Annotated in this window: 17 protein-coding genes and 1 pseudogene; 9 read left to right on the forward strand and 9 right to left on the reverse strand. The window is 71.8% G+C overall.

From position 1 onward, the window contains the following. Positions 1 to 140 precede the first annotated feature (140 nt). The 5 genes from ABZ079_RS12580 to ABZ079_RS12600 are packed head-to-tail and all read left to right on the forward strand — an operon-like array spanning position 141 to position 8,102. Positions 141 to 2,981, forward strand: coding sequence for a nitrate- and nitrite sensing domain-containing protein (locus ABZ079_RS12580; RefSeq protein WP_356939384.1), 2,841 nt, complete (start codon positions 141 to 143; stop codon positions 2,979 to 2,981). After that, positions 2,978 to 3,412 carry a roadblock/LC7 domain-containing protein gene (locus ABZ079_RS12585; RefSeq protein ID WP_356939385.1) on the forward strand — a complete coding sequence of 145 codons (435 nt, stop codon included), beginning with the start codon at positions 2,978 to 2,980 and terminating at the stop codon, positions 3,410 to 3,412. Before ABZ079_RS12580 ends, ABZ079_RS12585 begins: the two co-directional genes overlap by 4 nt. A gap of 9 nt (positions 3,413 to 3,421) precedes the next feature. Further along, complete coding sequence (locus ABZ079_RS12590) at positions 3,422 to 3,817, forward strand: DUF742 domain-containing protein (protein WP_356939386.1); 396 nt, start codon at positions 3,422 to 3,424, stop codon at positions 3,815 to 3,817. Positions 3,818 to 3,841: 24 nt separating this feature from the next. Beyond that, on the forward strand, positions 3,842 to 7,516 hold the full coding sequence (locus ABZ079_RS12595) for a hydantoinase B/oxoprolinase family protein (protein WP_356939387.1): 3,675 nt from the start codon (positions 3,842 to 3,844) through the stop codon (positions 7,514 to 7,516). Beyond that, the gene (locus tag ABZ079_RS12600) at positions 7,497 to 8,102 is read left to right on the forward strand and encodes an ATP/GTP-binding protein (protein ID WP_356939388.1); all 606 of its coding nucleotides are present in this window, start codon (positions 7,497 to 7,499) and stop codon (positions 8,100 to 8,102) included. The genes ABZ079_RS12595 and ABZ079_RS12600 overlap by 20 nt, the downstream gene beginning before the upstream one ends. Before the next feature lie 87 nt (positions 8,103 to 8,189). Here the strand turns inward: ABZ079_RS12600 and ABZ079_RS12605 are convergent. The 5 genes and pseudogenes from ABZ079_RS12605 to ABZ079_RS12625 form a co-directional block, all read right to left on the reverse strand. Further along, a pseudogene (locus ABZ079_RS12605) lies at positions 8,190 to 8,774 on the reverse strand (FGGY family carbohydrate kinase); the annotation flags it as partial. A 93-nt stretch (positions 8,775 to 8,867) separates the two neighbouring features. After that, positions 8,868 to 9,617, reverse strand: a complete 750-nt coding sequence (locus ABZ079_RS12610) for an MIP/aquaporin family protein (protein WP_356939389.1) — start codon at positions 9,615 to 9,617, stop codon at positions 8,868 to 8,870. 340 nt (positions 9,618 to 9,957) lie between these two features. Beyond that, a complete protein-coding gene (locus ABZ079_RS12615; RefSeq protein WP_356939390.1) occupies positions 9,958 to 11,607 on the reverse strand; it encodes a GGDEF domain-containing protein in 1,650 nt (549 codons plus the stop codon). Between the two features lie 123 nt (positions 11,608 to 11,730). After that, positions 11,731 to 12,921 carry a lipid-transfer protein gene (locus tag ABZ079_RS12620; RefSeq protein ID WP_356939391.1) on the reverse strand — a complete coding sequence of 397 codons (1,191 nt, stop codon included), beginning with the start codon at positions 12,919 to 12,921 and terminating at the stop codon, positions 11,731 to 11,733. Beyond that, the gene (locus ABZ079_RS12625) at positions 12,918 to 13,364 is read right to left on the reverse strand and encodes a zinc ribbon domain-containing protein (protein WP_356939392.1); all 447 of its coding nucleotides are present in this window, start codon (positions 13,362 to 13,364) and stop codon (positions 12,918 to 12,920) included. Before ABZ079_RS12625 ends, ABZ079_RS12620 begins: the two co-directional genes overlap by 4 nt. A gap of 223 nt (positions 13,365 to 13,587) precedes the next feature. Between ABZ079_RS12625 and ABZ079_RS12630 the strand changes: the two genes are divergently transcribed. Further along, positions 13,588 to 14,124, forward strand: a complete 537-nt coding sequence (locus tag ABZ079_RS12630; RefSeq protein WP_356939393.1) for an NUDIX domain-containing protein — start codon at positions 13,588 to 13,590, stop codon at positions 14,122 to 14,124. A 90-nt stretch (positions 14,125 to 14,214) separates the two neighbouring features. On the opposite strand, the gene ABZ079_RS12635 is transcribed toward ABZ079_RS12630, so the two are convergent. Continuing rightward, entirely contained in the window at positions 14,215 to 16,575 is a 2,361-nt protein-coding gene (locus ABZ079_RS12635) for a TIM-barrel domain-containing protein (RefSeq protein WP_356939394.1), read from the reverse strand. A 214-nt stretch (positions 16,576 to 16,789) separates the two neighbouring features. Here ABZ079_RS12635 and ABZ079_RS12640 point away from each other — a divergent pair, with 214 nt between their 5' ends. Next, positions 16,790 to 18,757, forward strand: coding sequence for an acetoacetate--CoA ligase (locus ABZ079_RS12640; protein WP_356939395.1), 1,968 nt, complete (start codon positions 16,790 to 16,792; stop codon positions 18,755 to 18,757). Positions 18,758 to 18,769: 12 nt separating this feature from the next. Here ABZ079_RS12640 and ABZ079_RS12645 read toward each other — a convergent pair whose 3' ends face one another. Continuing rightward, positions 18,770 to 19,075, reverse strand: coding sequence for a hypothetical protein (locus tag ABZ079_RS12645; RefSeq protein ID WP_356939396.1), 306 nt, complete (start codon positions 19,073 to 19,075; stop codon positions 18,770 to 18,772). A gap of 10 nt (positions 19,076 to 19,085) precedes the next feature. Here ABZ079_RS12645 and ABZ079_RS12650 point away from each other — a divergent pair, with 10 nt between their 5' ends. Further along, positions 19,086 to 19,640 carry a hypothetical protein gene (locus ABZ079_RS12650; protein WP_356939397.1) on the forward strand — a complete coding sequence of 185 codons (555 nt, stop codon included), beginning with the start codon at positions 19,086 to 19,088 and terminating at the stop codon, positions 19,638 to 19,640. 23 nt (positions 19,641 to 19,663) lie between these two features. Beyond that, the gene (locus ABZ079_RS12655; protein ID WP_356939398.1) at positions 19,664 to 20,557 is read left to right on the forward strand and encodes a hypothetical protein; all 894 of its coding nucleotides are present in this window, start codon (positions 19,664 to 19,666) and stop codon (positions 20,555 to 20,557) included. A 92-nt stretch (positions 20,558 to 20,649) separates the two neighbouring features. Here the strand turns inward: ABZ079_RS12655 and ptsP are convergent, their stop codons facing one another. Next, on the reverse strand, positions 20,650 to 22,320 hold the full coding sequence (gene ptsP / locus ABZ079_RS12660) for a phosphoenolpyruvate--protein phosphotransferase (RefSeq protein WP_356939399.1): 1,671 nt from the start codon (positions 22,318 to 22,320) through the stop codon (positions 20,650 to 20,652). A gap of 78 nt (positions 22,321 to 22,398) precedes the next feature. Next, positions 22,399 to 22,848: a PTS glucose transporter subunit IIA gene (locus ABZ079_RS12665; RefSeq protein ID WP_356939400.1), complete on the reverse strand. Its 450-nt coding sequence runs from the start codon at positions 22,846 to 22,848 to the stop codon at positions 22,399 to 22,401. Positions 22,849 to 23,262: the final 414 nt, after the last annotated feature.

Consider the following 23,262-nt stretch of genomic DNA (forward strand, 5'->3'; position numbering starts at 1 on the left):
ACTCGCCATGTCTCGCCGGTGCTGCGGAAGTTCGTCCTCCGGACATGTCTTCGAGTTAACTGTCAGGCGGTAGTAGGCTCGCGCCGTTTGTTGACACACATGTGCACCCCCGACCGGCGGGGGTCGAGCTGGGGGAGGCCATGCGCTTTCGCGGGAAGTCGATCCGCCGGAAGATCGTGGCGCTGCTTCTCGTGCCGCTGGTGTCCCTGACCGCCATCTGGGGCTTCGCCACGGTACTCACGGGGCGTGAAGTCGCCCAGCTCTTCAGGGTGTCCGAGGTCGTGCAGGACATCGGCTATCCCGCCGAGGACACCGTCCGCGTCCTGCAGCAGGAGCGTCGCCAGACCCTCGTCTACCTCGCCGACCCGCGGGCCGCCGACGCCCTCTCCGCGCTGCACCGCACCCGCAGCGCCACCGACCGGGCGATCGCCGAGATCCGGAAGAACGCCAAGGACCACGACATCCGCGACGGCATGGACTCGGACGACAACGAGCGCCTCACCGCCGTCCTGGACGCCTTCGACGGCCTCGACTCCCTGCGCCGCAGCGTCGAGGAGGGCACCGTCACCCGCGCCGAGGCCTTCTACCACTACAACCGTCTCGTCGACCCCTGCTACACGCTGCTCGCCGCCCTCGACGGCATCGACGACGTCGAGATGGACAAGCAGGCCCGCGCCCTGGCCAACATCATCCACGCTCGCGAACTGCTCTCCCGCGAGGACGCCCTCCTCGGCTCCTCCCTCGTCGTCGGCCGGCTCACCCGCGACGAGACCCGTGACATCTCCGACCTCGCCGCCCAGCGCACGCTCCTGTACGACATCAGCCTGCCCCTGCTGCCCGCCGCGGAACGCGAACGCTACGAACGCTTCTGGAAGAACGCCACCACCGCCCCGCTGCGTGTGGCCGAACGGACCGTCATCGGCACGGACTCCGGCACTCCCCGCGGGGTCACCGCCAAGAGCTGGGACTCCGCCGCAGCCGGCGTCCTCGACGAACTCGGCACCCTCGACGACCAGGCGGGCGACCGCTTCCAGGAACGTATGCGCCCCGTCGCCGTGACCGTCATCGTGCAGGCCGCGATCGCGGGCCTGCTCGGCCTGGTCGCCCTCCTGCTCTCCGTCGTCCTCTCCGTCCGGGTGGGCCGGGTCCTGATCCGCGACCTGAGGCAGCTGCGTCTGGAGGCGCACGAGGCGTCCGGTGTCCGGCTGCCCAGTGTCATGCGCCGCCTGTCGGCCGGCGAACAGGTCGACGTCGAGACGGAAGTGCCACGGCTCGAGTACGACAAGAACGAGATCGGCGAGGTGGGGCAAGCCCTCAACACCCTTCAGCGTGCCGCCGTCGAGGCCGCCGTCAAGCAGGCGGAACTGCGGGCCGGTGTCTCCGAGGTCTTCGTCAACCTCGCCCGCCGCAGCCAGGTGCTGCTGCACAAGCAGCTCACACTGCTCGACACCATGGAACGCCGGACCGAGGACACCGACGAACTCGCCGACCTGTTCCGCCTGGACCACCTCACCACGCGCATGCGCCGCCACGCCGAGGGCCTGGTGATCCTGTCCGGCGCCGCGCCGTCCCGGCAGTGGCGCCGCCCCGTGCAGTTGATGGACGTCGTCCGCGCCGCCGTCGCCGAGGTCGAGGACTACGAACGCATCGAGGTACGGCGTCTGCCGCGCGTCGCCGTCACCGGCCCGGCCGTCGCCGACCTCACCCACCTCGTGGCCGAGCTCCTGGAGAACGCCACGGTCTTCTCGCCCCCGCACACCGCCGTCCAGGTCCTCGGCGAGCGGGTCGCCAACGGGTTCACGCTGGAGATCCACGACCGAGGTCTCGGTATGACGGCCGAGGCACTCCTGGACGCCAACCTGCGCCTCGCCGAGACCCCCGAGTTCGAGCTCTCCGACACCGACCGGCTCGGCCTGTTCGTGGTCAGCCGCCTGGCCCAGCGCCAGAACGTCCGCGTCTCCCTCCAGCCGTCACCCTACGGCGGCACCACCGCCGTCGTCTTCGTCCCCGACACGCTGCTCACCGACGACGTCCCCGACACCGACGGCCTCGGCTTCCGCCTCGACCGGGACCGTCCGGCGAGGGAGCCCGGGCAGGTGGCGAGCCGTACCGCCGGCCGGTCCCCGGCACCGGTGCAGTTGCCGGGCCTGCCGACCTCTCTGCTGGACGGCCCGGTCGAGCTGGAGTCGCCGGTCGATCTGGACGCGCTCGACGACTTCCCCGGGGTCCTGGCGGACGAGGACAGCGAGCGCGGCGGACTGTTCCGTCCCCGCCGCTCTCTGGCCGGCGCCGAGGACCAGACGGCCGCCCTCACCGGTGACCATCCCGCGCGTGAGGAGCCCGGCGACCGAGGCCCCGTGCCGCAGCCGCGGCGGCAGACGCCCAAGCTGGTCAGCTCGCACGGCAAACCCGTCACCGACCAGCGCTCCCGCCGCACGGAACCGGACCAGCAGCTCTCCGGCGGCCCGCGCCGCCCCGACACCGGGGGGCTGGCCCCGCTGCCCGCACGGCGCCGCGGTACCGCGCCCCGACGCCGTGCGGAAGTCACCGACCGCCTGGGCGAGCCCGGGACCACTCCGGCCGGCGACGCCGGTGAGACGTCCGGCCCCCCGGCACTGCCCAGGCGGACCCGGCCCAAGGGGTTCTCCGCCGGCGGTCCGAGCGACCCGCCGCCATCCAGCGGCGATGCGGCCAGGACCGGCGCCGGCACCACCCCGCTCGCCGGCGAGACGGCCGCCGAACCGGGCACCGGGCCGCTGCCCCGGCGTATCCGCCAGGCCAGCCTGGCCCCCCAGCTCAAGCAGGACACCGAACGGCGCACCGAGCGCGCCGCCCAGCCCGCCGACCGCGATGCCGAGGAGGTCCGCAGCCGGATGGCTTCCCTCCAGCGCGGCTGGCAGCGCGGCCGTGAGCAGAACGCCGCGGGCGACGACGCCCATAACGGCACAGCACAAGGAACGACTAAGGGGGACGGTCGATGACCGCACCGAAGGCGACCGACCACACGGCGACCAACAAGGGGCAGCTGAACTGGCTCCTGGACGACCTCGTCGACCGGGTCGCCAGCATCCGCAAGGCCGTCGTCCTGTCCGGCGACGGGTTGCCCACCGGGGTGTCCAAGGATCTGACCAGGGAGGACAGCGAGCATCTGGCCGCCGTCGCCTCCGGCTTCCACAGCCTCGCCAAGGGAGTGGGCCGCCACTTCGAGGCGGGCAGCGTGCGGCAGACGGTGGTCGAACTCGACGACGCCTTCCTGTTCGTCACCGCCGCCGGCGACGGCAGCTGCCTCGCTGTCCTCTCCGACGCCGACTCCGACGTCGGGCAGGTCGCCTACGAGATGACGCTCCTGGTCAAGCGGGTGGGCGTGCATCTGGGCACCGGCCCGCGCACCGAGCTGCCCGCAGGCGGGTAGTGGGATGACATGAGCGGAGACGGTCAGGGAAGAAACCACTGGTTCGACGACGAGGCCGGACCGGTCGTCCGTCCGTACGCCATGACGCGCGGCCGCACCACGAGTGCGGCCCAGCACCGCCTGGACCTGATCGCCGTGGTCGTCACCGAGCCCCACGCGGGCGATCCGGAAGCGGACCCGACGCTGTCCCCGGAGCACGTGGAGATCGTCGGGCTCTGCCGGGACACGCCGCAGTCGGTCGCCGAACTCGCCGCGGAACTCGGCCTGCCCATCGGTGTGGTCCGGGTCCTCATCGGCGACCTCGTCCACGCGGAATTCGTGCATGTCACGCGCCCGGTGCCCCCGGCCGAACTGCCGGACGAGAGTATTCTGCGCGACGTGATCAACGGCCTCCGGGCGCTGTGACCGGCGCGGAAGCGGAGTACTGACGTGGCAGGCTGGCAGTTCTGGGTCGACCGAGGCGGCACCTTCACCGACATCGTCGCGCGTCGCCCGGACGGCCGGCTGCTCACGCGCAAACTGCTGTCCGACAACCCGGCCCTCGCCGACTCCCGGCTTCGCTCGGGCGGGGGGACTCCCATCGCCGACGCGGCCGTCGCCGGTGTGCGAGGACTCCTCGGCGGCTCCCGCGAGCCCGTCGACGCCGTCCGCATGGGCACCACGGTCGCCACCAACGCGCTGCTGGAACGCAAGGGCGAACGCACCCTCCTCGTCATCACCCGCGGCTTCCGCGACGCCCTGCGCATCGCCTACCAGAACCGCCCCCACATCTTCGCCCGCCGCATCGAACTGCCCGAGCTGCTCTACGAGCGGGTCGTCGAGGTGGACGAGCGTGTCGCCGCCGACGGCACCGTCCTGTGCGCCCCCGACCTGGACGCCCTCGCGGACCCGCTCCGGCAGGCATACGACGACGGGATCCGCGCCGTCGCCGTGGTCTGCCTGCACAGCCACCTGTACCCAGCCCACGAAGAGGCGATCGGTGACCTCGCCGCCCGCACCGGCTTCCCGCAGATCTCGCTGTCCAGCGAGGTCAGCCCGCTGATGAAGCTCGTCCCGCGCGGGGACACCGCCGTCGTCGACGCCTACCTCTCGCCCGTGCTGCGCCGCTACGTGCGGCACGTCGCCGACGAACTCAACGGCGTCCGGTTGATGTTCATGCAGTCCAACGGCGGGCTGACGGAGGCCGGACAGTTCCGCGGCAAGGACGCCATCCTCTCCGGCCCGGCCGGCGGCATCGTCGGCATGGCGCGGATGTCGCAGCGCGCCGGCTTCGACCGTGTCATCGGCTTCGACATGGGCGGTACGTCCACCGACGTCTCGCACTTCGCCGGCGAGTACGAGCGCGTCTTCACCACGCGGATCGCGGGCGTCCGGCTGCGCGCCCCCATGCTGGACATCCACACCGTCGCCGCCGGCGGCGGCTCCGTCCTGCACTTCGACGGCTCCCGCTACCGGGTCGGCCCCGACTCCGCCGGCGCCGTCCCGGGCCCGGCCTGCTACCGCGCCGGCGGCCCGCTCACCGTCACCGACGCCAACGTGATGCTCGGCCGCATCCAGCCCGACCACTTCCCGGCCGTGTTCGGGCCCGGCGGCGACCAGCCCCTGGACCCCGTTTCGGTCCGCGACCGGTTCACCGCCCTCGCACGCGAGATCCACGAACGGACCGGCGACGACCGCACCCCGGAGCAGGTCGCCGAGGGCTACCTGCAGATCGCCGTCGCCAACATCGCCAACGCCGTGAAGCGGATCTCCGTCCAGAAGGGGCACGACGTCACCCGCTACGCCCTCACCACCTTCGGCGGAGCCGGCGGCCAGCACGCGTGCCGGGTCGCCGAATCGCTCGGCGTCCGCACCGTGCTCGTACCCCCCATGGCCGGAGTCCTCTCCGCACTCGGCATCGGTCTCGCCGACACCACCGCCATGCGCGAGCAGTCCGTCGAGGCACCCCTGGAAGCCGCCTCCATGCCCGGCATCCGCAACACCGCGGACGACCTGGAGACCGCGGCACGCACCGAACTCCTCGCGGAGGAGGTTTCGGAGGACCACATCCAGGTCACCCGCCGTGCCCAGCTGCGCTACGACGGCACCGACACCACCCTCACCGTCGAGCTGGCCGAACCCGACGTCATGCGGCACGCCTTCGAGGAACGTCATCGCGCCACCTACTCCTTCACCCTCGACCGCCCGGTCGTCGTCGAAGCCCTCTCCGTCGAAGCCACCGGGATCACCGCACCCCCCGATCTCTCCGCCCTCGCCCCGTACGAGGGTCGGCCCGCCGCGCCCGATACCGTCCGCCTCCACACCGGCGGCGCCTGGCGCGACGTACCCCTCCACCGCCGCGAGGCCCTGCCTCCCGGCGAGACCGTCACCGGCCCCGCGATCATCACCGAGGCCGGCGCGACGACCGTCGTCGACGACGGCTGGCGGGCCGCGGCGACCGACGACGGGCATCTGGTCATGGAACGCACGGCGATCACGCAGAGTTCCGATCTCGGCACACAAACAGACCCGGTTCTGCTCGAGGTCTTCAACAACCTCTTCATGTCCATCGCCGAACAGATGGGCGCCCGGCTGGAGTCCACGGCCCAGTCAGTCAACATCAAAGAACGCCTGGACTTCTCCTGCGCCCTGTTCGACCCGGACGGGAACCTGGTGGCCAACGCGCCCCACATCCCCGTCCACCTGGGCTCCATGGGCACCAGCGTCAAAGAGGTCGTCCGCCGCCGCGGCACCGCCATGCGGCCGGGCGACACCTACGCCGTGAACGACCCGTACCACGGCGGCACGCATCTGCCCGACGTCACCGTGATCACCCCCGTCTTCGAATCCGACCGGGCTACGGACACGGAGAGTGAGTCGAAGATCCTCTTCTACGTCGCCTCACGCGGCCACCACGCCGAGATCGGCGGCATCGCCCCGGGTTCCATGCCGGCCCACAGCCGCACCCTCGAGGAGGAAGGCGTCCTCTTCGACAACTGGCTCCTCGCCGAGAACGGCCGCTTCCGTGAGGAGGAGACCCGCCGCCTGCTCACCGAGGCGCCCCACCCCTCCCGCAACGTGCGGACCAACCTCGCCGACCTGCGCGCCCAGATCGCCGCCAACCAGAAGGGCGTCGACGAAGTCGCCCGTATGATCGGCGACTTCGGCCTCGACGTCGTCCAGGCCTACATGCGGCACGTCCAGGACAACGCCGAGGAGGCCGTCCGCCGCGTCATCGACGCCCTCGACGACGGCGAGTGCGCCTACGAGACCGACTCGGGCGCCGTCATCCGCGTCCGCGTGCGCGTGGACCGCACCCAGCGCCGGGCGACCATCGACTTCACCGGGACCTCCGCACAGCTCGCCACCAACTTCAACGCCCCCTACGCGGTCGTCAACGCGGCCGTCCTGTACGTCTTCCGCACCCTGGTCGCCGACGACATCCCGCTCAACGACGGCTGCCTGCGCCCCCTGGACATCGTCGTGCCGCCCGGTTCGATGCTCGCCCCCGAGCCGCCCGCCGCCGTCGTCGCGGGCAACGTGGAGACGTCCCAGGCCATCACCGGCGCCCTGTACGCCGCGCTCGGCGTCCAGGCCGAGGGCTCCGGGACCATGAACAACGTCACCTTCGGCAACGAACGCCACCAGTACTACGAGACCGTCGCCTCCGGATCGGGTGCGGGCGACGGCTTCCGTGGAGCCGACGTCGTACAGACCCACATGACCAACTCCCGGCTCACCGACCCCGAAGTCCTGGAGTGGCGCCTGCCGGTCAGGCTCGAGGAGTTCGCCGTCCGGTGGGGGAGCGGCGGCGCCGGACGGTGGTGCGGCGGCGACGGCGCCGTGCGCCGCATCCGGTTCCTCGAACCCATGACCGCCTCCACGCTCTCCCAGCACCGCCGTGTACCCCCGTACGGCATGGCGGGCGGCGAGCCCGGAGCGCTCGGCGCCAACCGCGTGGAGCGGGCCGACGGCACGGTCACCGACCTCGGCGGCAGCGGCTCGGCAGACGTCGGTCCCGGCGATGTACTCGTCATCGAAACCCCTGGCGGCGGTGGCTACGGCCGACCGTCGCCCGACCCCCATCAAGCAGGAGAAGAGATCGATGATCTTCGGGCGTTCTGAGCGCGGCAAGCCCCCGGTCGAGCCCGTCACGCTCAAGATCCTCGTGGCCGGCGGCTTCGGCGTGGGCAAGACGACCCTCGTCGGCGCGGTCAGCGAGATCAGGCCGCTGCACACCGAGGAACTGCTCACCGAGGCCGGGCGCCCGGTCGACGACACCAGCGGGGTGGAGGGCAAGCACACCACTACCGTGGCCATGGACTTCGGCCGCATCACCCTGCGCGAGGACCTGGTGCTGTACCTCTTCGGCACGCCCGGGCAGGAACGGTTCTGGTTCATGTGGGACGAGTTGTCCGAGGGCGCGCTCGGTGCCGTCGTCCTCGCCGACACGCGCCGCCTGGAGGACTGCTTCGCCGCCGTCGACTACTTCGAGCGGCGGTCCATACCCTTCGTCATCGGCGTCAACTGCTTCGAAGGGGCGGCCCGTTACCCGGCCGACGCCGTCCGCCGGGCCCTCGATCTCGACGACGACGTGCCGGTCCTGCTGTGCGACGCACGCGACCGGGAGTCGGTCAAGGAAGTACTCATCGGCGTCGTGCAGCATGCGATGGAGTACGCGGCCGACAGCCGCCAGACCGTCAGCACCTGAGCCACGGGCACGGCCCGTACCCCCGCCGACCGGGGTACGGGCCGTGGTCCGGTGAGGGGCATTCACGCGCGCGTGCGGTCATGCCCGCATGGTGCGGCCGGCGTTCGTGACGTCGGTGATGTGCCGGCCGCCGTCGGTGCCGCCGGTGAGGTTCGAGATCAGGGAGTCGATGCTCCCGAAGGCGATCTCGCCGCGCTCTGCCCGCTGCCGCAGGCCGGGCACGTGGTCCAGCAGCCAGGCCGCCTCGGGCCCGGAGAAGTAGCGGGCCAACGGCAGCCCGGTGTGCTCGCGGAAGCGGTCCTGACCGTCCGTGCCGCCCAGTTCGCGGCACAGGGCGGCGGTGCGGGTGTCCTGCCAGACGACCGCGTCGTGCACGGGCTTGCCGGTCGAGTGGTCCCACAGGACCGTGGTCTCCCGCTGGTTGGTGATGCCGAGCGCGCTCAGCTGGTCGGCGCGCAGCCCGGCCTTGGCGAGCGCCCCGACCACCACGGCCTGCGCCTTGGACCAGATCTCGGTGGCATCGTGCTCCACCCAGCCCGGCTTGGGGAAGATCTGGCGGTGCTCGCGCTGGTCGGGGGCGACGATGGCGCCGCTGTGGTCGAAGGCGATGCAGCGGCTGGACGTGGTGCCCTGGTCGATGGCGGCGACGTACTTCTCTGCGGTGTCCGTCATGGCTGTCCCTGGGTCGCTGGGTCGCTGGGTCGGGTCGCTGGGCAGAGGGCCGCGTGGAAGGTCCGCGTGGGGCCGGGTGGGCCGTGTGCGGGGTCAGAAGGCCGCGTTGTAGATGAGGCCGGCGAGCGTCCCGCCGATGAGCGGGCCGACGATCGGGATCCATGCGTAACCCCAGTCGGAGGTGCCCTTGTTCGGGATCGGCAGGAAGCTGTGCACGACGCGCGGGCCGAGGTCGCGGGCCGGGTTGATGGCGTAGCCGGTGGGGCCGCCGAGGGAGAGCCCGATGCCGACGACGAGCAGCGAGACGATCAGCACCGTGGTGCCGGACTCACCGAGTCCCCTCGTCAGCCCGAAGGCGAGAACGGGCAGGACCAGCGCGATGGTCGCGATGATCTCGGTGACGAGGTTGGCGACCGGGTTCCGGATCTCCGGGACGGTCGAGAAGACACCGAGGGTCGGCACCGGCTCGCCGGCCGAGCCCTCGGTGGTGCCCTCCTTGTGGACGTTGGCCTGGAACTGCGCGAAGTACACCAGGTAGGCGAGAACGGCACCCAGCATCGCGCCGACGATCTGGCCCAGCAGATACACCCAGACCCTGCCCCACGTGCCGGTGTCCACAGCGATGCCGATGGTGACCGCGGGATTGAGATGGCCGCCGGAGAGGGGAGCGGCGGTGTACGCACCGGCGAGCACGCCGAAGCCCCAGCCGAACGCGATCACGACCCAGCCCGAGGCCCGCGCCTTGGAGTATCTGAGGGTGACGGCGGCGCAGACACCGGCGCCGAACAGGATCAGGATCGCGGTGCCGATGACCTCGCCGACGAATATGTCTCCGTTGCTCATGGCGGCTCCCTTGGCGCCGGTGGGGCGATCAGCCCCGGCCCTCCGTGCAGGAACGGTTCCCTTGGCGACTTCAGCCGAAGGCAGGGAGGTCCCGCGCCCCGCCCGGCGTCCGTGACGAGCGTGCCGTCGCAGCCGGATCGCCCTGGACGGCCGTGGCGCAGGACAGACCCGTGGCGCAGTGCCTGATAACGCCAAGAATGTACGGCGATGTCGGCTGACACCGGGAAGTGTTCACCGGTGTCCCGGGGGCGTCAAGGTTGCCGACGGCAACGGTGACAGCGGCTCACCCCGCGGGCCCGCACCGCAGGGGCACCTCAACGGAGGCACCGGGCAGGGCGGTTCACCACCGTGGCTCGGCGGCCGCGTACCCGGCCTGGGCCGGTGCCGCCCCCGAGCCGCGCCGGACCTCGTGGCCGGGCAGCCCGGCGCGGCCGAGTACCCAGCTGGCACCGCGCAGCGCCTTGGCCGCCTTCTTCAGCGGGGCGAGATGGGCGGCGGCCTGGCGGTGATCGCTGACGCTGCCCGCGGTGCACACGACGGTCGCCAGGGAGAGAGTGACCGGCCGGCCGCCCGCCGACCAGGGCGCGTCGAGCACGGCGGCGACCAGCGGATCGAGCGCCTCTCTGTCGGCCAGCACCAGGAAGTCGTCACCACCGATGTGCCCCACGCGCGCGTGCCCCGCGACCGCCTGCTGCAGTGCTCGGCCCACCGACCGGATCAGCTCGTCGCCGGCCGCGAATCCGGCACCGTCGTTGACGTGCTTGAAGTGGTCGATGTCCAGCCAGCTGAGCGTGAAGGGTCGCCCGTTCGCGATCCACCGGTCCACCTCCCCCGTGATCGCGTCCGAGCCGGGCAGCCGGGTCAGCGGGTTGAGACCGGCCGCCTCCTCGACCCGGCTCTCGGCCAACGCCCGCACCAGGTCCGCGAGCCGTACGACGCCCACGCACCGGCCGCGCCCGTCGACCACCGCCACATCGTCGGAGGTCCGGTCGCGGCCGCCGGCCGCGACCACGTCCAGCACCTCCCAGGCGGTGGCGTCGACGCCGACCGTCCGGGCTGCGTCCCCGAGCTTGAAGGCCGGTCGCTCGGCGTACAGGGCGTGCCCGTAGCGGCCGGACATCGACAGCAGGAAGCGCGAGCGGTGCACCGACCGGAGGGGCCTTCCGGTCTGGTCCACCAGCAGCACACCGGAGACGTCCGGCGACCCTGTCAGCAGCGCCCGTACCTGCCCCGCCGAAGCCGTCACCGGCAGGACGGCAGCCGGGCGCACGAACTCCCGTACCGAAGGCCCCGACCGGGGCGCGGGCAGGGAACCCGGTGAGCGGGGCGGAACGTATACGCCCGCCGCCGGTATCCGGGCCGGCGGCGCGAACAGCTGACCCTGCGCCAGCTGCGCACCGGCAGACACCGCCGCCGCACATTGCCGTTCGGTCTCCACGCCCTCCACCGCGACCAGGGCACCCAGCTCCTCGCACAGCGTGCGCATCGCCCGCACCGCGGCCGGCCGGGCCAGCAGCGAGGCGTCGAGTTTGACCAGGTCGGGCGAGAGATCGGTGAGCAGCCTGAGCGGCACGTCGCCGTCCCCGATGCCGTCCGCACAGATCCGGAACCCCTGTTCGCGGAGCGCGGCCACCGCCTCCAGCAGGGCCCGCTGCGGCACGTGCGTGTACGGCGGGACGATGTCGAGCGTCACCTCCCAGGGCAGGCGCCCCGCGGCGCGCACGGCGTCGTGCAGCGGTGTCAGACCGCCGAGGTCGGCGAGTGTGCCCGCGAACACGTTCAGGTGCAACGGCAGCAGCGTCTCCTCGAGCGTCGCCGCGCGGAGCGCCAAGACCGTGAGCGTGCCGTCGAGCCCGGGGTCACGGCGGGCCTCGGCCAGGACACCACCGGTCTCCGGGCGGGCAAGCATCTCCAGTGCGGCGACCGCGCCCGTCCTCAGGTTGACCACCGGCTGGAAGGCGAAGCGGAGAGTATCCGTCCACGAGTGCACGGGAGCATGATGGCGCCGCCCGCATACGCCCAGGCGCAGTTCATGAGACGTTCACAGAGGATTCGGGGGTGCTCACAGCGGGTGAGCCTTACGCGTGCCTTCGACCACGGGACCCGCTTCCGGTCATCTCACCGCGACCACCGCCGATCCATGCCCGAACAGCCCCTGGTTGGCGGTGATGCCCACGCGCGCCCCGGCGACCTGCCGGCCACCAGCCGATCCCCTCAACTGCCAGGTCAGCTCGCAGACCTGGGCGATGGCCTGGGCCGGCACCGCCTCACCGAACGAGGCCAGCCCGCCACTGGTGTTGACGGGTATGCGGCCGCCCGGGGCCGTCACGCCCTCGCGCAGCAACTTCGCGCCGTCGCCCTCGCCGCACAGCGCCAGATCCTCGTACCACTGCAGCTCCAGGGCGGTGGACAGGTCGTACACCTCGGCCAGGTCCAGGTCCCCGGGCCCGAGGCCCGCCTCCTCGTAGGCAGTCCTGGCGACGGACGCCCGGAAGGTCCCGGCCGGGGGTTCCACCGCGACCGCGGAGTCCGTGGCGATGTCGGGCAGGTCCAGCACCGTGTTCGGGAAACGCGGGGTCACCGTGGACACTGCCCGGATCCGTACCGGCCGGAGCGCACCGCGCCGGTGTGCGAACCCCATGCTGGCCAGTACCAGGGCTGCGCCGCCGTCGGAGGTGGCGCAGATGTCCAGCAGCCGCAGCGGATCGGCGACCACCGCGGAGGCGGCCACCTCCTCCGCGGTGACCCGCTTGCGGTAGCGGGCGTACGGGTTCAACGCCCCGAGCGCTGCGTTCTTCACCTTCACCAGGGCGAAGTCCTCCGGTGTGTCACCGTGCACCGTCATCCGCCGCCGGGCGTACAGCCCGAAGTACGCCGGATTCGTCGCGCCCAGCAGGCGGAAGCGCAACCAGTCCGGATCGTCGGGACGATCCCCGCCCGCCGGCCGGAAGAACCCCTTGGGTGCGGCGTCCGCCCCGACCACGAGCACGACGTCCGCGAACCCCGCGAGGATCTGCGCCCGCGCCGTGGCGATCGCCTGCGCACCCGACGCGCAGGCCGCGTACACACTGGCGACCCTGGCTCCCTGCCAGCCCAGGGCCTTGGCGAACGTCGCTCCCGCCACATACCCGGGATACCCGCCACGCACGGTGTCCGCGCCCACGATCGACCCGACGTCCCGCCACTCCAGACCTGCGTCCGCGAGCGCCGCGCGGGCCGCCGCCGTGCCGTACTCGACGAAGCCGCGGCCCCACTTGCCCCAAGGGTGCATACCCGCGCCGAGCACCGCCACGTCCGCCGTCATGCCGTCACCCCCGTCGGCCGCCAGTGCCAGGTCGTCCAGGTCGTCTCCGCGTCCTCGTGGAGCACCCCGGGGACGACCTCCACCTCCATGCCCACCGTGAGACCGGCGACGGTGACCCCGGGAGCCCCCTGTCCCAGTACCACGATCCGCTCGGACTCCAGCTCCACCGCGATCAACGCGTACGGCTCCCACGGAAGTTCCGGGTCGCTCACATAGGGTGACGGCGGGCGGTACCGGCTGTCGGTGTACGACCAGATTCGTCCCGTTCGTGACAGTGGCACCTCCTCCAGGGCGCCGCCCACGCAGTACGGGTTGCGGCAGTGGACGTCCTCGCGGGGGAAGAAGACCGAGGCGCAGGACGAGCAGCGGGTACCCAGGAGTCGGAAGTCGTCCGCCTCACCGGTGAACCAGCCGGCGACCGCGGGTGTGTGTCCATGCGGCAAAACCCCTCCACGGTCCCGATCTGACGAAGTATCAGAAGTGTGCCACGGGCCACGGCGAAAGGGCAGGCCGTCGCTGTGAACCGAGTGTCCTCTTCCGGCGTCCTGGTACAGGAGGGGCGGCCGGGATCGACGGGGGTGATTCCGGCCGCCCCTCCTGATTCCCGTCGATCCTTGTGCGTCACTGCCGGAAGACGTCCTTCCCGTGATCGGATACAGTCCGCGCGTGTCCGAAATTCAGCACCCAACTGCCAACTCCGCGCCCGACTCGCACTGTTCGAGCTGCGGAGCGCCCTACGGAGAAGGCGTTTCCGGCTGGCCGCGCACCTGCCCCGACTGCGAGACGGTCGCCTACCGCAATCCGCTGCCGGTCGCGATCGCCCTCCAGCCCGTGTACGACACCAAGGGCACGGCCCTGGTCGTCATCACCCGCACCATCGCCCCCGCGCGCGGGGGCACGGCCCTGCCCGGTGGTTACATCGACGACCGCGAGGACTGGAAGCAGGCCGTCGTGCGGGAACTCAAGGAGGAGACCGGTATCGACGCGGCCGCCCGCGACGTGCGGCTCGTGGACGCCATGAGCTCGCCCGACGGGCATCTGCTGCTCTTCGGGCTCCTCCCGGAACGCCCGGCGAGCGGACTCCCGCCGTCCGATCCCACGGACGAGACCGAGGGCTGGCACCTGCTGCGCAGGCCCGAGGAACTCGCCTTCCCGCTGCACACCGTCGCCGTGCGGGCGTGGTTCGAGGGCCGGTACGTCTGAGCGGCGGCTCGGCCGAGCGCCCCCGGCGCGGCTCAGACGAGTCCACCACTCGAGACGCGGCTCAGACGAGTCGACCACACGAGACGAGGCTCAGCCGAGCCCTCGTACGCGCACCGGGCAGGGCGGCTCACTCGTGCCGTCCCCCCGCTCCCGGGTGACCACCACCCGTGGGCCCTGCCGGCGGGCGACGTAGCGTTCGATCTCCGGATCGTCCCACCCGTCGCCCGCGTCCGGCACCACCAGACCGCCTCCCGTCCGGCCGGGCGCGGGTGCCCACACCTCCAGCTCGAGCCCGCCGCCGGCGCCCCGCACGGGTACGACCGCTCCCGCGCGCGCGAACACCGGTATGCGTGACAGTGGCGCGTCCACGAGAACCCGAGCCGGGCCCTCGTGGGCCTCCTCCGTCACCGTGTCGTACCAGCGGCCCCGCGGCAGCTGCACGGCACGCCGGCCTGCGCCGGGGGCCAGGACCGGAGCCACCAGCAGGCTGTCACCGAGCAGAAACGCGTCCGCGCAGTCACGCAGTGCCCGGTCCTCCGGCGCCCCCCACCACAGCGGCCGCACATAGGGCGCGCCCGTCCGCCGGGCCAGATGCGCCAGCGTCACGAAGTACGGCAACAGCCGCCGGCGCTCCAGCAGTGCCACGCGCGCGTGCCCCAGCACCTCGGCACCGAACTCCCAGGGCTCCCTGCGCCCCGCCCGCGACCTCGCGTGCGTACGGAACAGCGGCAGGTACGCCCCTAGCTGGAACCACCTCAGGAACAGCTCCGGGGACGGGCTGCCATCGAAACCGCCCACGTCCGGACCCGAGTACGGCACCCCGCACAGCCCGAGACCCAGCACCAGCGACAGCGAGGCCCGCAGCCCGGGCCAGCCCGTCGCCACGTCCCCCGACCAGGCGCCCGCGTACCGCTGCATCCCCGCCCAGCCGGAACGCGAGAACAGGAACGGCCGCTCCTGCGGAGACAACTCGCGCAGCCCCTCGTACCCCGCCTGGGCCATGCACAGCGCATACACGTTGTGCGCTTCCCGATGGTCGCCGCCGCGCCCCTCCAGCGCGTGCCGGGACGAACGCGGCAACGTCCGCTCACCGAAGGCGTTGAACGACGTCGGCTCGTTCATGGCGTGCCAGAATCCCGCGAAGCCCTGACCCAGCCGCTCCTCGTAGAGCCCGCCCCACCACTCACGCACGCGCGCGTGCGTGAAATCCGGGAAGACCGACTCACCCGCCCACCCCTCGCCCCGCACCGTGCGCCCCGCGGCATCCCGCACGAACGCGTCCACGTCCGAACCGCTGTCGTAGACGGCGTTGCCCGGCGCGGCCTTCACCGCCGGATCGACGATCGACACCAGCCGGATCCCGTCCCGGCGCAGCTCCTCGGCGAGCACCGGCAGCTTGACGAAACGCTCCTGGTCGACGGTGAACACCTGGTGATCGTCGTAGTGGTCGATGTCCAGGTGGACCGCGTCCAGTGGCAGACCGTGTTCCTGGTACCCCGCGATGATCCGGCGCACCTCCTGCTCGCTGCCGAAACCCCGCCGCGCGTGATGGTGGCCGAGCGCCCATGCGGGCGGCGCAGCGGGCGCCCCCGTCAGCGACGCCCATGTGTGCAGCAGGCGCGCGGGAGTGCCCACCACCACCCAGCAGCGCAGCGGACCGCCATCCATCCGCACCTCGCAGCGCCCCGCCCGGTCGTGCCCTGACCCGGCGCCCTCCTCGCCCTCCCGCAGGACCACCGTGCCGTCCCACGTGGTGTCGTGGAACACCAGATGCGTGCCGGCGTCGGCCACCACCAGCTGCACCGGCATGGTCAGATGCAGCGGATCGTCACCGGGCCCGAACGCGCGGCCCGGATCGGTGTTCCACAGCCGGTACGTGCCGTCCCGCAGCAGGGGCCCCGACGCCCGCCCTCCCAGGCCGAAGAACCGGGCGTCCGCCGCCACCTCGGACCGCTGCAGCCAGCGCGCCGAGCCCCCACCGACCGGTTCCCACCAGCGCGGCGGCAGGTCACGCCGCAGCGTCACCCCGCCCGGCGTGCAGACCTCCACCGCACCGTGCCGTGACACGACGACCGTCACCCGCTCGGCGACCACCCGCCAGCCACCGTCCTTGTCCGGCTCCAGCACCGCCCGCGGATCCGGCTCGGGACCGCTTCCCACGAGCGCGTACGACGGCTGCGGACCGGCCCCGTCCCACCCCCAGAAGACGGCCCCGTTCACCGCGACGGTGATCCGCAGCTCGGACCGGCTGAAACGGATCAGCCCGCCCCCCGGCCCCGGCTCCACACCCTGCATCTGCCCCGGCACCCGCGCACGCTCGGTCCCCCGTTGCGGCAGTCCGGCGGCGTCGATACGCCTCCTGCGCCACGCGGCCCGCACGGTACGCAACCCCCGAACCGCCCTCCCCGAACCGACCACACTCACCGAACGCACCAGGTCACGACCGTCCATGCTGCTCACCCTGCCACTGACCGCCCCACGCGCGTGTCTCGTTCAACTGCCGTTCACCCGTGCCGGGACCACATCTTCACGACACGGACTATGGGGGGCGCACCCTGGTGTAGAAGTCGATCACATGGCATCGTCCCTGTCAGCCGCGTCACGCGCACACCCCAGCCCGTGCGCGGACCGACGCACACGACGCGCACAGCCCGGGAGCCGCCCCATGTCGACCGCGAACCCCCAGCCCCTCTGGCAGCCCGATCCCGAGCGGATCGCCCAGGCCCGCATCACCCAGTTCCAGGCCTGGGCCGCCGAGCACCACGGCGCGCCGGCCGAGGGGGGCTACCCGGCTCTGCACCGGTGGTCCGTCGCGCAGCTGGACACCTTCTGGAAAGCCGTCACGGAGTGGTTCGACGTGCGGTTCTCGACCCCCTGCACGCGCGTGCTGGGCGCCCGCTCGATGCCAGGCGCCCAGTGGTTCCCCGGGGCCACCCTGAACTATGCCGAACACGCCCTGCGCGCCGCGGACGACCGCGCGGACGAACCCGCCCTCCTGTATGTGGACGAGACGCACGAACCGCTCCCGGTGACCTGGTCCGAGCTGCGCCGCCAGGTCGGCTCCCTGGCCGCCGAACTGCGCGCCCTCGGTGTACGGCCCGGCGACCGTGTCAGCGGCTACCTCCCCAACATTCCCCAGGCCGTCGTCGCCCTCCTCGCCGCGGCCACCGTGGGCGCCGTCTGGACCTCCTGCGCCCCCGACTTCGGCGCCCGCAGCGTCCTCGACCGTTTCCAGCAGGTCGAGCCCGTCGTCCTGTTCACCGTCGACGGCTACCGTTACGGCGGCAAGGAGCACGACCGCCGCGAGATCGTCGCCGAGCTGCGCCGCGAGCTGCCCACCCTGCGTGCCGTCGTGCACATCCCGCTTCTCGGCACCGAGGCACCCGAGGGCGCCCTGGAGTGGTCGTCGCTGACGGCGGGGGACACCGAACCCGTCTTCGAGCAGGTTCCGTTCGATCACCCCTTGTGGGTCCTGTACTCCTCCGGCACGACCGGCCTGCCCAAGGCCATCGTCCAGTCCCAGGGCGGCATCCTCGTCGAACACCTCAAGCAACTCGGACTGCACTGCGACCTCGGCCCCGAGGATCGCTTCTTCTGGTACACCTCGACCGGCTGGATGATGTGGAACTTCCTCGTCTCCGGCCTGCTCACCGGAACGACGATCGTCCTCTACGACGGCAGCCCCGGCCACCCGGACACCGGCGCCCAGTGGCGGATCGCCGAACGCACCGGAGCCACCCTCTACGGAACGTCGGCCGCCTATGTGATGGCCTGCCGCAAGGCCGGCGTCCACCCCGCCCGCGACCATGACCTGTCGAAGGTGCGGTGCGTCGCCACCACCGGTTCGCCCCTGCCCCCCGACGGCTTCCGCTGGCTGCATGACGAGGTTCGCGACGACCTGTGGATCGCCTCGGTCAGCGGCGGCACCGACGTCTGCTCCTGTTTCGCCGGAGCCGTACCGACCCTCCCCGTGTACACCGGCGAACTCCAGGCGCCCGGCCTCGGCACCGATCTGCAGTCATGGGACCAGAGCGGCAAGCCACTCATCGACGAGGTCGGGGAACTGGTCGTCACCAACCCCATGCCGTCCATGCCGATCCACTTCTGGAACGACCCCGACGGCAGCCGCTACCACGACAGCTACTTCGACACCTACCCCGGCGTCTGGCGCCACGGCGACTGGATCACCGTCACCTCACGCGGCTCCGTGATCATTCACGGCCGCTCCGACTCCACCCTCAACCGGCAGGGCGTCCGCATGGGCTCGGCCGACATCTACGAAGTCGTCGAGCGGCTCCCCGAGATCAAGGAATCCCTCGTCGTCGGCATCGAACAGCCCGACGGCGGCTACTGGATGCCGCTGTTCGTGCACCTGACACCGGACGCCGTCCTCGACGAGGCACTCCGGAACCGCATCAAGCAGGCCATCCGGGAACAGCTCTCGCCGCGCCATGTTCCCGACGAGATCATCGAGGTCCCCGGCGTCCCGCACACCCTCACCGGCAAGCGCATCGAGGTCCCGGTCAAGCGCCTTCTCCAGGGCACCCCCCTGGAGAAGGCCGTCAACCCCGGGTCCATCGACAACCTCGCCCTGCTGGGCTTCTACGAGGAACTCGCCCGCAAGCGCGCCTGACCAGCCGGCGGCTCACCCTCCACAGATGGCCTCGGACTCGCCGAGCACGGTGACGAAGTCCGAGGCCAGCCGCGTGGCCTCGGCCGGTTCCAGGCCCGCGGCCGTGATCCGCACCCCGGGTGCGGAGGCCAGACGGAACCTCGCCCCGGCCGCGATCCACCAGCCGTACGACCGCAGTCCGTTCACCACCGCCGACTCGTCCCGCACCCGCACCCACAGGTTCAAGCCGCTCGCGGAGTGCGACGCGATGCCCCGCACGGCTTGCTCGCCGGCCCGGGCGGTGCGGGGCAGCGCGTACGTCTCACGCGCGCGTTCCACCAACGCACGCGTGTCCCCGTCCGTCATCAGCCCGTGCACGGGGAAGTGGATCGCGCACAGCGAGGATGTGCCGCACGGCCTCGCGCCCCCGCTGCTCGTCCTCAACAACGTGCTGGTCGTGGCCCTCCAGGTGCCGCCCGCCCGCTACGGCACCACCACCGCGGCAGCCCGCAGACTCCTTGGCCCGCTGTTCGCCGCCGGCGGCATCACCATGACCCTCTCCGCCACCGGCGGCACCCTTCGGGCCATCTGCCTGCTCACCGCATCGGCCGTCGCCTTCACCCTCGCCGAGACGTTCCATGCCACCGTCTCCTGGGAACTGTCCGTGGCCCTCGCCCCCGACGCCGCCCTCGGCGCCTACCTCGGCGTCCACGGACTCGCCCAGTCCGGCCGGCGCGGCATCGGCCCGCTCGCCGTCACCGCCGCCATCGCCACCAGACCCCTCGGCTGGACCGTCTTCGGCACCGCCATCGCCGTGACCTGCGCGATTCAGCACCGCTTGGTCCGCGACCGTCTCCAGCGGAGTCCGTTGTCAGTGGGGCCGGTTACGGTGAGTGAGCACTGATCGACTGCGCATCAGGGGGAGACATGGCGCACACCGGGCACCAGACCATGCGACGCGTCCTGCACCGCGAGATCGCCGGCACCATCGGCCTGCTCACCGACGAACACGACTTCCGCGCCATGCGGCGCTATCGCAGCTTCACCTTCGACGACCACGCCACCTACCTGCAGCAGGTAGAGGCCGTTCTGAAGACCCGCGCCGCCCAGGGCACCCACACCACGCTCGCCCTGTTCGACCCGGAGGACTACGCCGCCTACTGCGCACAAACGGGCCTCGACCCGGAAGCTCCGGCCAGCCGCACCAGGTTCACCGCCGAGCTCGCGGCCACCGGCCCCACCCTCCCCTACGACGGCCGGCCCCTCTCCGCCCTCCTGCCCGCCCTCGTGGACGAAGCCGTTCGCCAGGCCACCTGGGAGTACGCCACCACCCTCCTCACCCGCCTCGGCCCCTGCCCCACCTGCGGCGAGGACATCGGCAGGGCGGCCTTCACCCGCGCTTCCGACCTCCTGGTCCGCATCCTCGACACCGCGCCGCCCGGCGACCGGCACCTGGTGTGCAGCGTCTCCGGACCACCGGACACGCTCATCTCCGTCCTGCACGGCGACCAGGGCCCGCAGGGCGGCACCCGACCCGACGAGGCCGAGGCCCTCGAATTCACCAGCGTCCTCGCGCTCGGCCTCGCCACCCGCAGCCCCGGCGGACTCGTCATGCGTGTCAGCGCCCCCGGCACCGCCGACCACGTCTACGGCTGGCGGCTGCGCGCCGGCGGACTCCGACCGCTCACCGCCGCGGAAGTGTTCGACGCCTACTGCACCGACGTCGAGTCCGGCGACCTCATCTCCCCGGAGTCAGGCGTCGACTACTGCGAACCACCCGACCTCGGAGAGGAGAACACAGCACAGGGACACCGCCACTGAACGCACGCTGAAGGCAAGCCGAGCGCGCCAGGGGCGCCCCACCCGAAGGCGGGACGCCCCTGATCACCCGGCACAGCACATGGCCGGAACGGCTACTCGCCCGACAGCACCGCCTGGGCCGCGCCGCGCGCCTCCTCGGCGCTGTCCGCCGCGCGCGCGGCCGCCGCGGCCCGCTCGCACTGCGCCAGCGTGTGCTTCGCCAGCGTCGCCCGGACGTACGGAATGGACGCCGCGCCCATGGACAGGGAGGTGACACCCAGGCCGGTCAGCACACAGGCCAGCAGCGGGTCGGAAGCGGCCTCACCGCACACGCCGCAGCTCTTGCCCTCGGCCTTGGCCGCCTCCGCGGACAGGGCGACCAGGTCCAGCAGCGCCGGCTGCCACGGGTCCTGAAGCCGCGAGACCGCACCGACCTGCCGGTCCGCCGCGAAGGTGTACTGCGCGAGGTCGTTGGTCCCCAGCGACAGGAACTCGACCTCCTGCAGGATCGAACGCGCCCGCAGGGCGGCGGAGGGGATCTCCACCATCGCGCCGAACTTGGCGCGCAGTCCCGCCTCGCGGCAGGCGTCCGCGAACGCCTTTGCGTCCGCGCGGTCGGCCACCATGGGCGCCATGACCTCGAGGTAGACGGGCAGCCCCTCGGCGGCCTTCGCCAGCGCGGTGAGCTGCGTACGCAGAATGTCGGGGTGATCGAGCAGCGTGCGCAGACCACGGACGCCGAGCGCAGGGTTCGGCTCGTCCGCCGGCGTCAGGAAGTCCAGCGGCTTGTCCGCACCCGCGTCCAGCACACGCACGACCACACGGCCCTCGGGGAACGCCTCCAGCACCTGCCGGTAGGCCTCCACCTGCTTCTCCTCGGAAGGAGCGTTCTTGCTGTCGTCCAGGAAGAGGAACTCGGTACGGAAGAGACCGACACCCTCGGCCCCGGCCTCCACGGCCGCCGCCACGTCCGCCGGGCCGCCGATGTTGGCCAGCAGCGGCACCTTGTGCCCGTCAGCGGTCACGCCCGGGCCGGTCGAGGCGGCCAGCGCGGCCTTTCGCTCGGCGGCCGCGGCCCGCAGCTCCGCCTTCTTTTCCGCGCTCGGGTTCACGAAGACATCACCGGTGCTGCCGTCCACGGCGACGACCGTGCCCTCGGCCAGTTCACCGGCACCCGGCAGCGCGACGACGGCCGGCACACCCAGCGCACGTGCCAGGATCGCGCTGTGACTGGTCGGACCGCCCTCCTCGGTCACGAAACCGAGCACCAGAGACGGGTCGAGCAGCGCCGTGTCGGCGGGAGCCAGGTCCCGTGCCACGAGCACATAGGGTTCGTCGCTGTCCGGGACTCCCGGCATCGGAACGCCCAGCAGCCGGGCGACGATACGATTCCGCACGTCATCGAGATCGGCCACCCGGCCGGCGAGGTACTCACCGGCGCCGGCCAGCAGCTCCCGGTAGGCCGCGAACGCGTCGTACACCGCACGCTCGGCCGTGCTGCCGACGGCGATCCGCCGGTCCACGTCAGCCATCAGCTCGGGGTCCTGGGCCATCATGGCCTGCGCCTCGAGCACCGCCTGGGCCTCGCCCCCCGCCAGGTTGCCACGCGCCATCAGGTCGGCGGCCACGGCGCCCACGGCCTGGCGGGCGCGGCCCTGCTCGCGCTCCGCCTCCTCGGCGGGAATCTGCTTGGCCGGCGGCTCCAGCACCGCCGTACCCATGTGCCGAACCTCGCCGATCGCCACGCCATGGCTCACGCCGACGCCTCGCAGCGTTGTCTCCATCTCACCCGTCTCCGATAGTGCGGCGGGTCCCGCCGCCGCGGTGGTTGTCCTGTCCGCCGTCCCGGGACGGCACTGCCGTCAGATCCAGGCGAAGAGACTGTCGCCGGCCTTCACGTCGCCGCTGTCACGGAGGTCGGAGAGGCATTCGGCCGTGGCTTCGAGTGCGACGACGGGGCAGACCGGGGACTTTCCGGCGGCCTCCACCGCGGCGGGGTTCCAGCGCACGATGCTCTGCCCGCGCGTCACGGTGTCGCCCTTGTCGACGAGCAGCTCGAAGCCCTCACCGTTGAGCTGCACGGTGTCGATGCCGAGATGCGTGAGCACGCCGTGGCCTCTCTCGTCCACCACGACGAAGGCATGCGGGTGCAGGGAGACGATGACGCCGTCCACGGGCGCCACGGCCTCCGAGGGCTCACGCACGGGATCGATCGCGGTGCCCGGGCCGACCATGGCCCCGGAGAAGACCGGATCCGGCACGTCGGCCAGTCCGATGGCACGTCCAGCGAGAGGGGACGTCACGGTGGTCATGGGAAGCCTCCCAAGAAGTGGAGCTGCTTACGGGCGGTCACTGCCTGTCCCAGACGACACTGAGCAGCAGGGTATGTCATGTGAAGTGGCGGTTCCGTATAGAAGCTACCAGCTAGTGGTCTAGACCACCAACACTGCAGATTTGCACCGGCTTCGAGGCTCCGTGTACAGTCGTAACCCTGCTTGGGGCTGAGGGGTGCGCAGCACCCTGTGTCCGGGCAGCACCCAAACTCATCAGATCCTATCTCTGGATCTCCTTCTGCGTGCCCGCAGCGGGGTGGTCAGGGAGACGGGAAAACCCTGGTAGAGTTTGAAACATCGAAGGGAAGCGCCCGGAGGAAAGCCCGAGAGGGTGAGTACAAAGGAAGCGACCGTTCCTTGAGAACTCAACAGCGTGCCAAAAATCAACGCCAG

Origin of the sequence: Streptomyces sp. NPDC006314 (genome assembly GCF_040613075.1) — a bacterium.
In the GTDB taxonomy this organism is placed as follows: Bacteria; Actinomycetota; Actinomycetes; order Streptomycetales; family Streptomycetaceae; genus Streptomyces.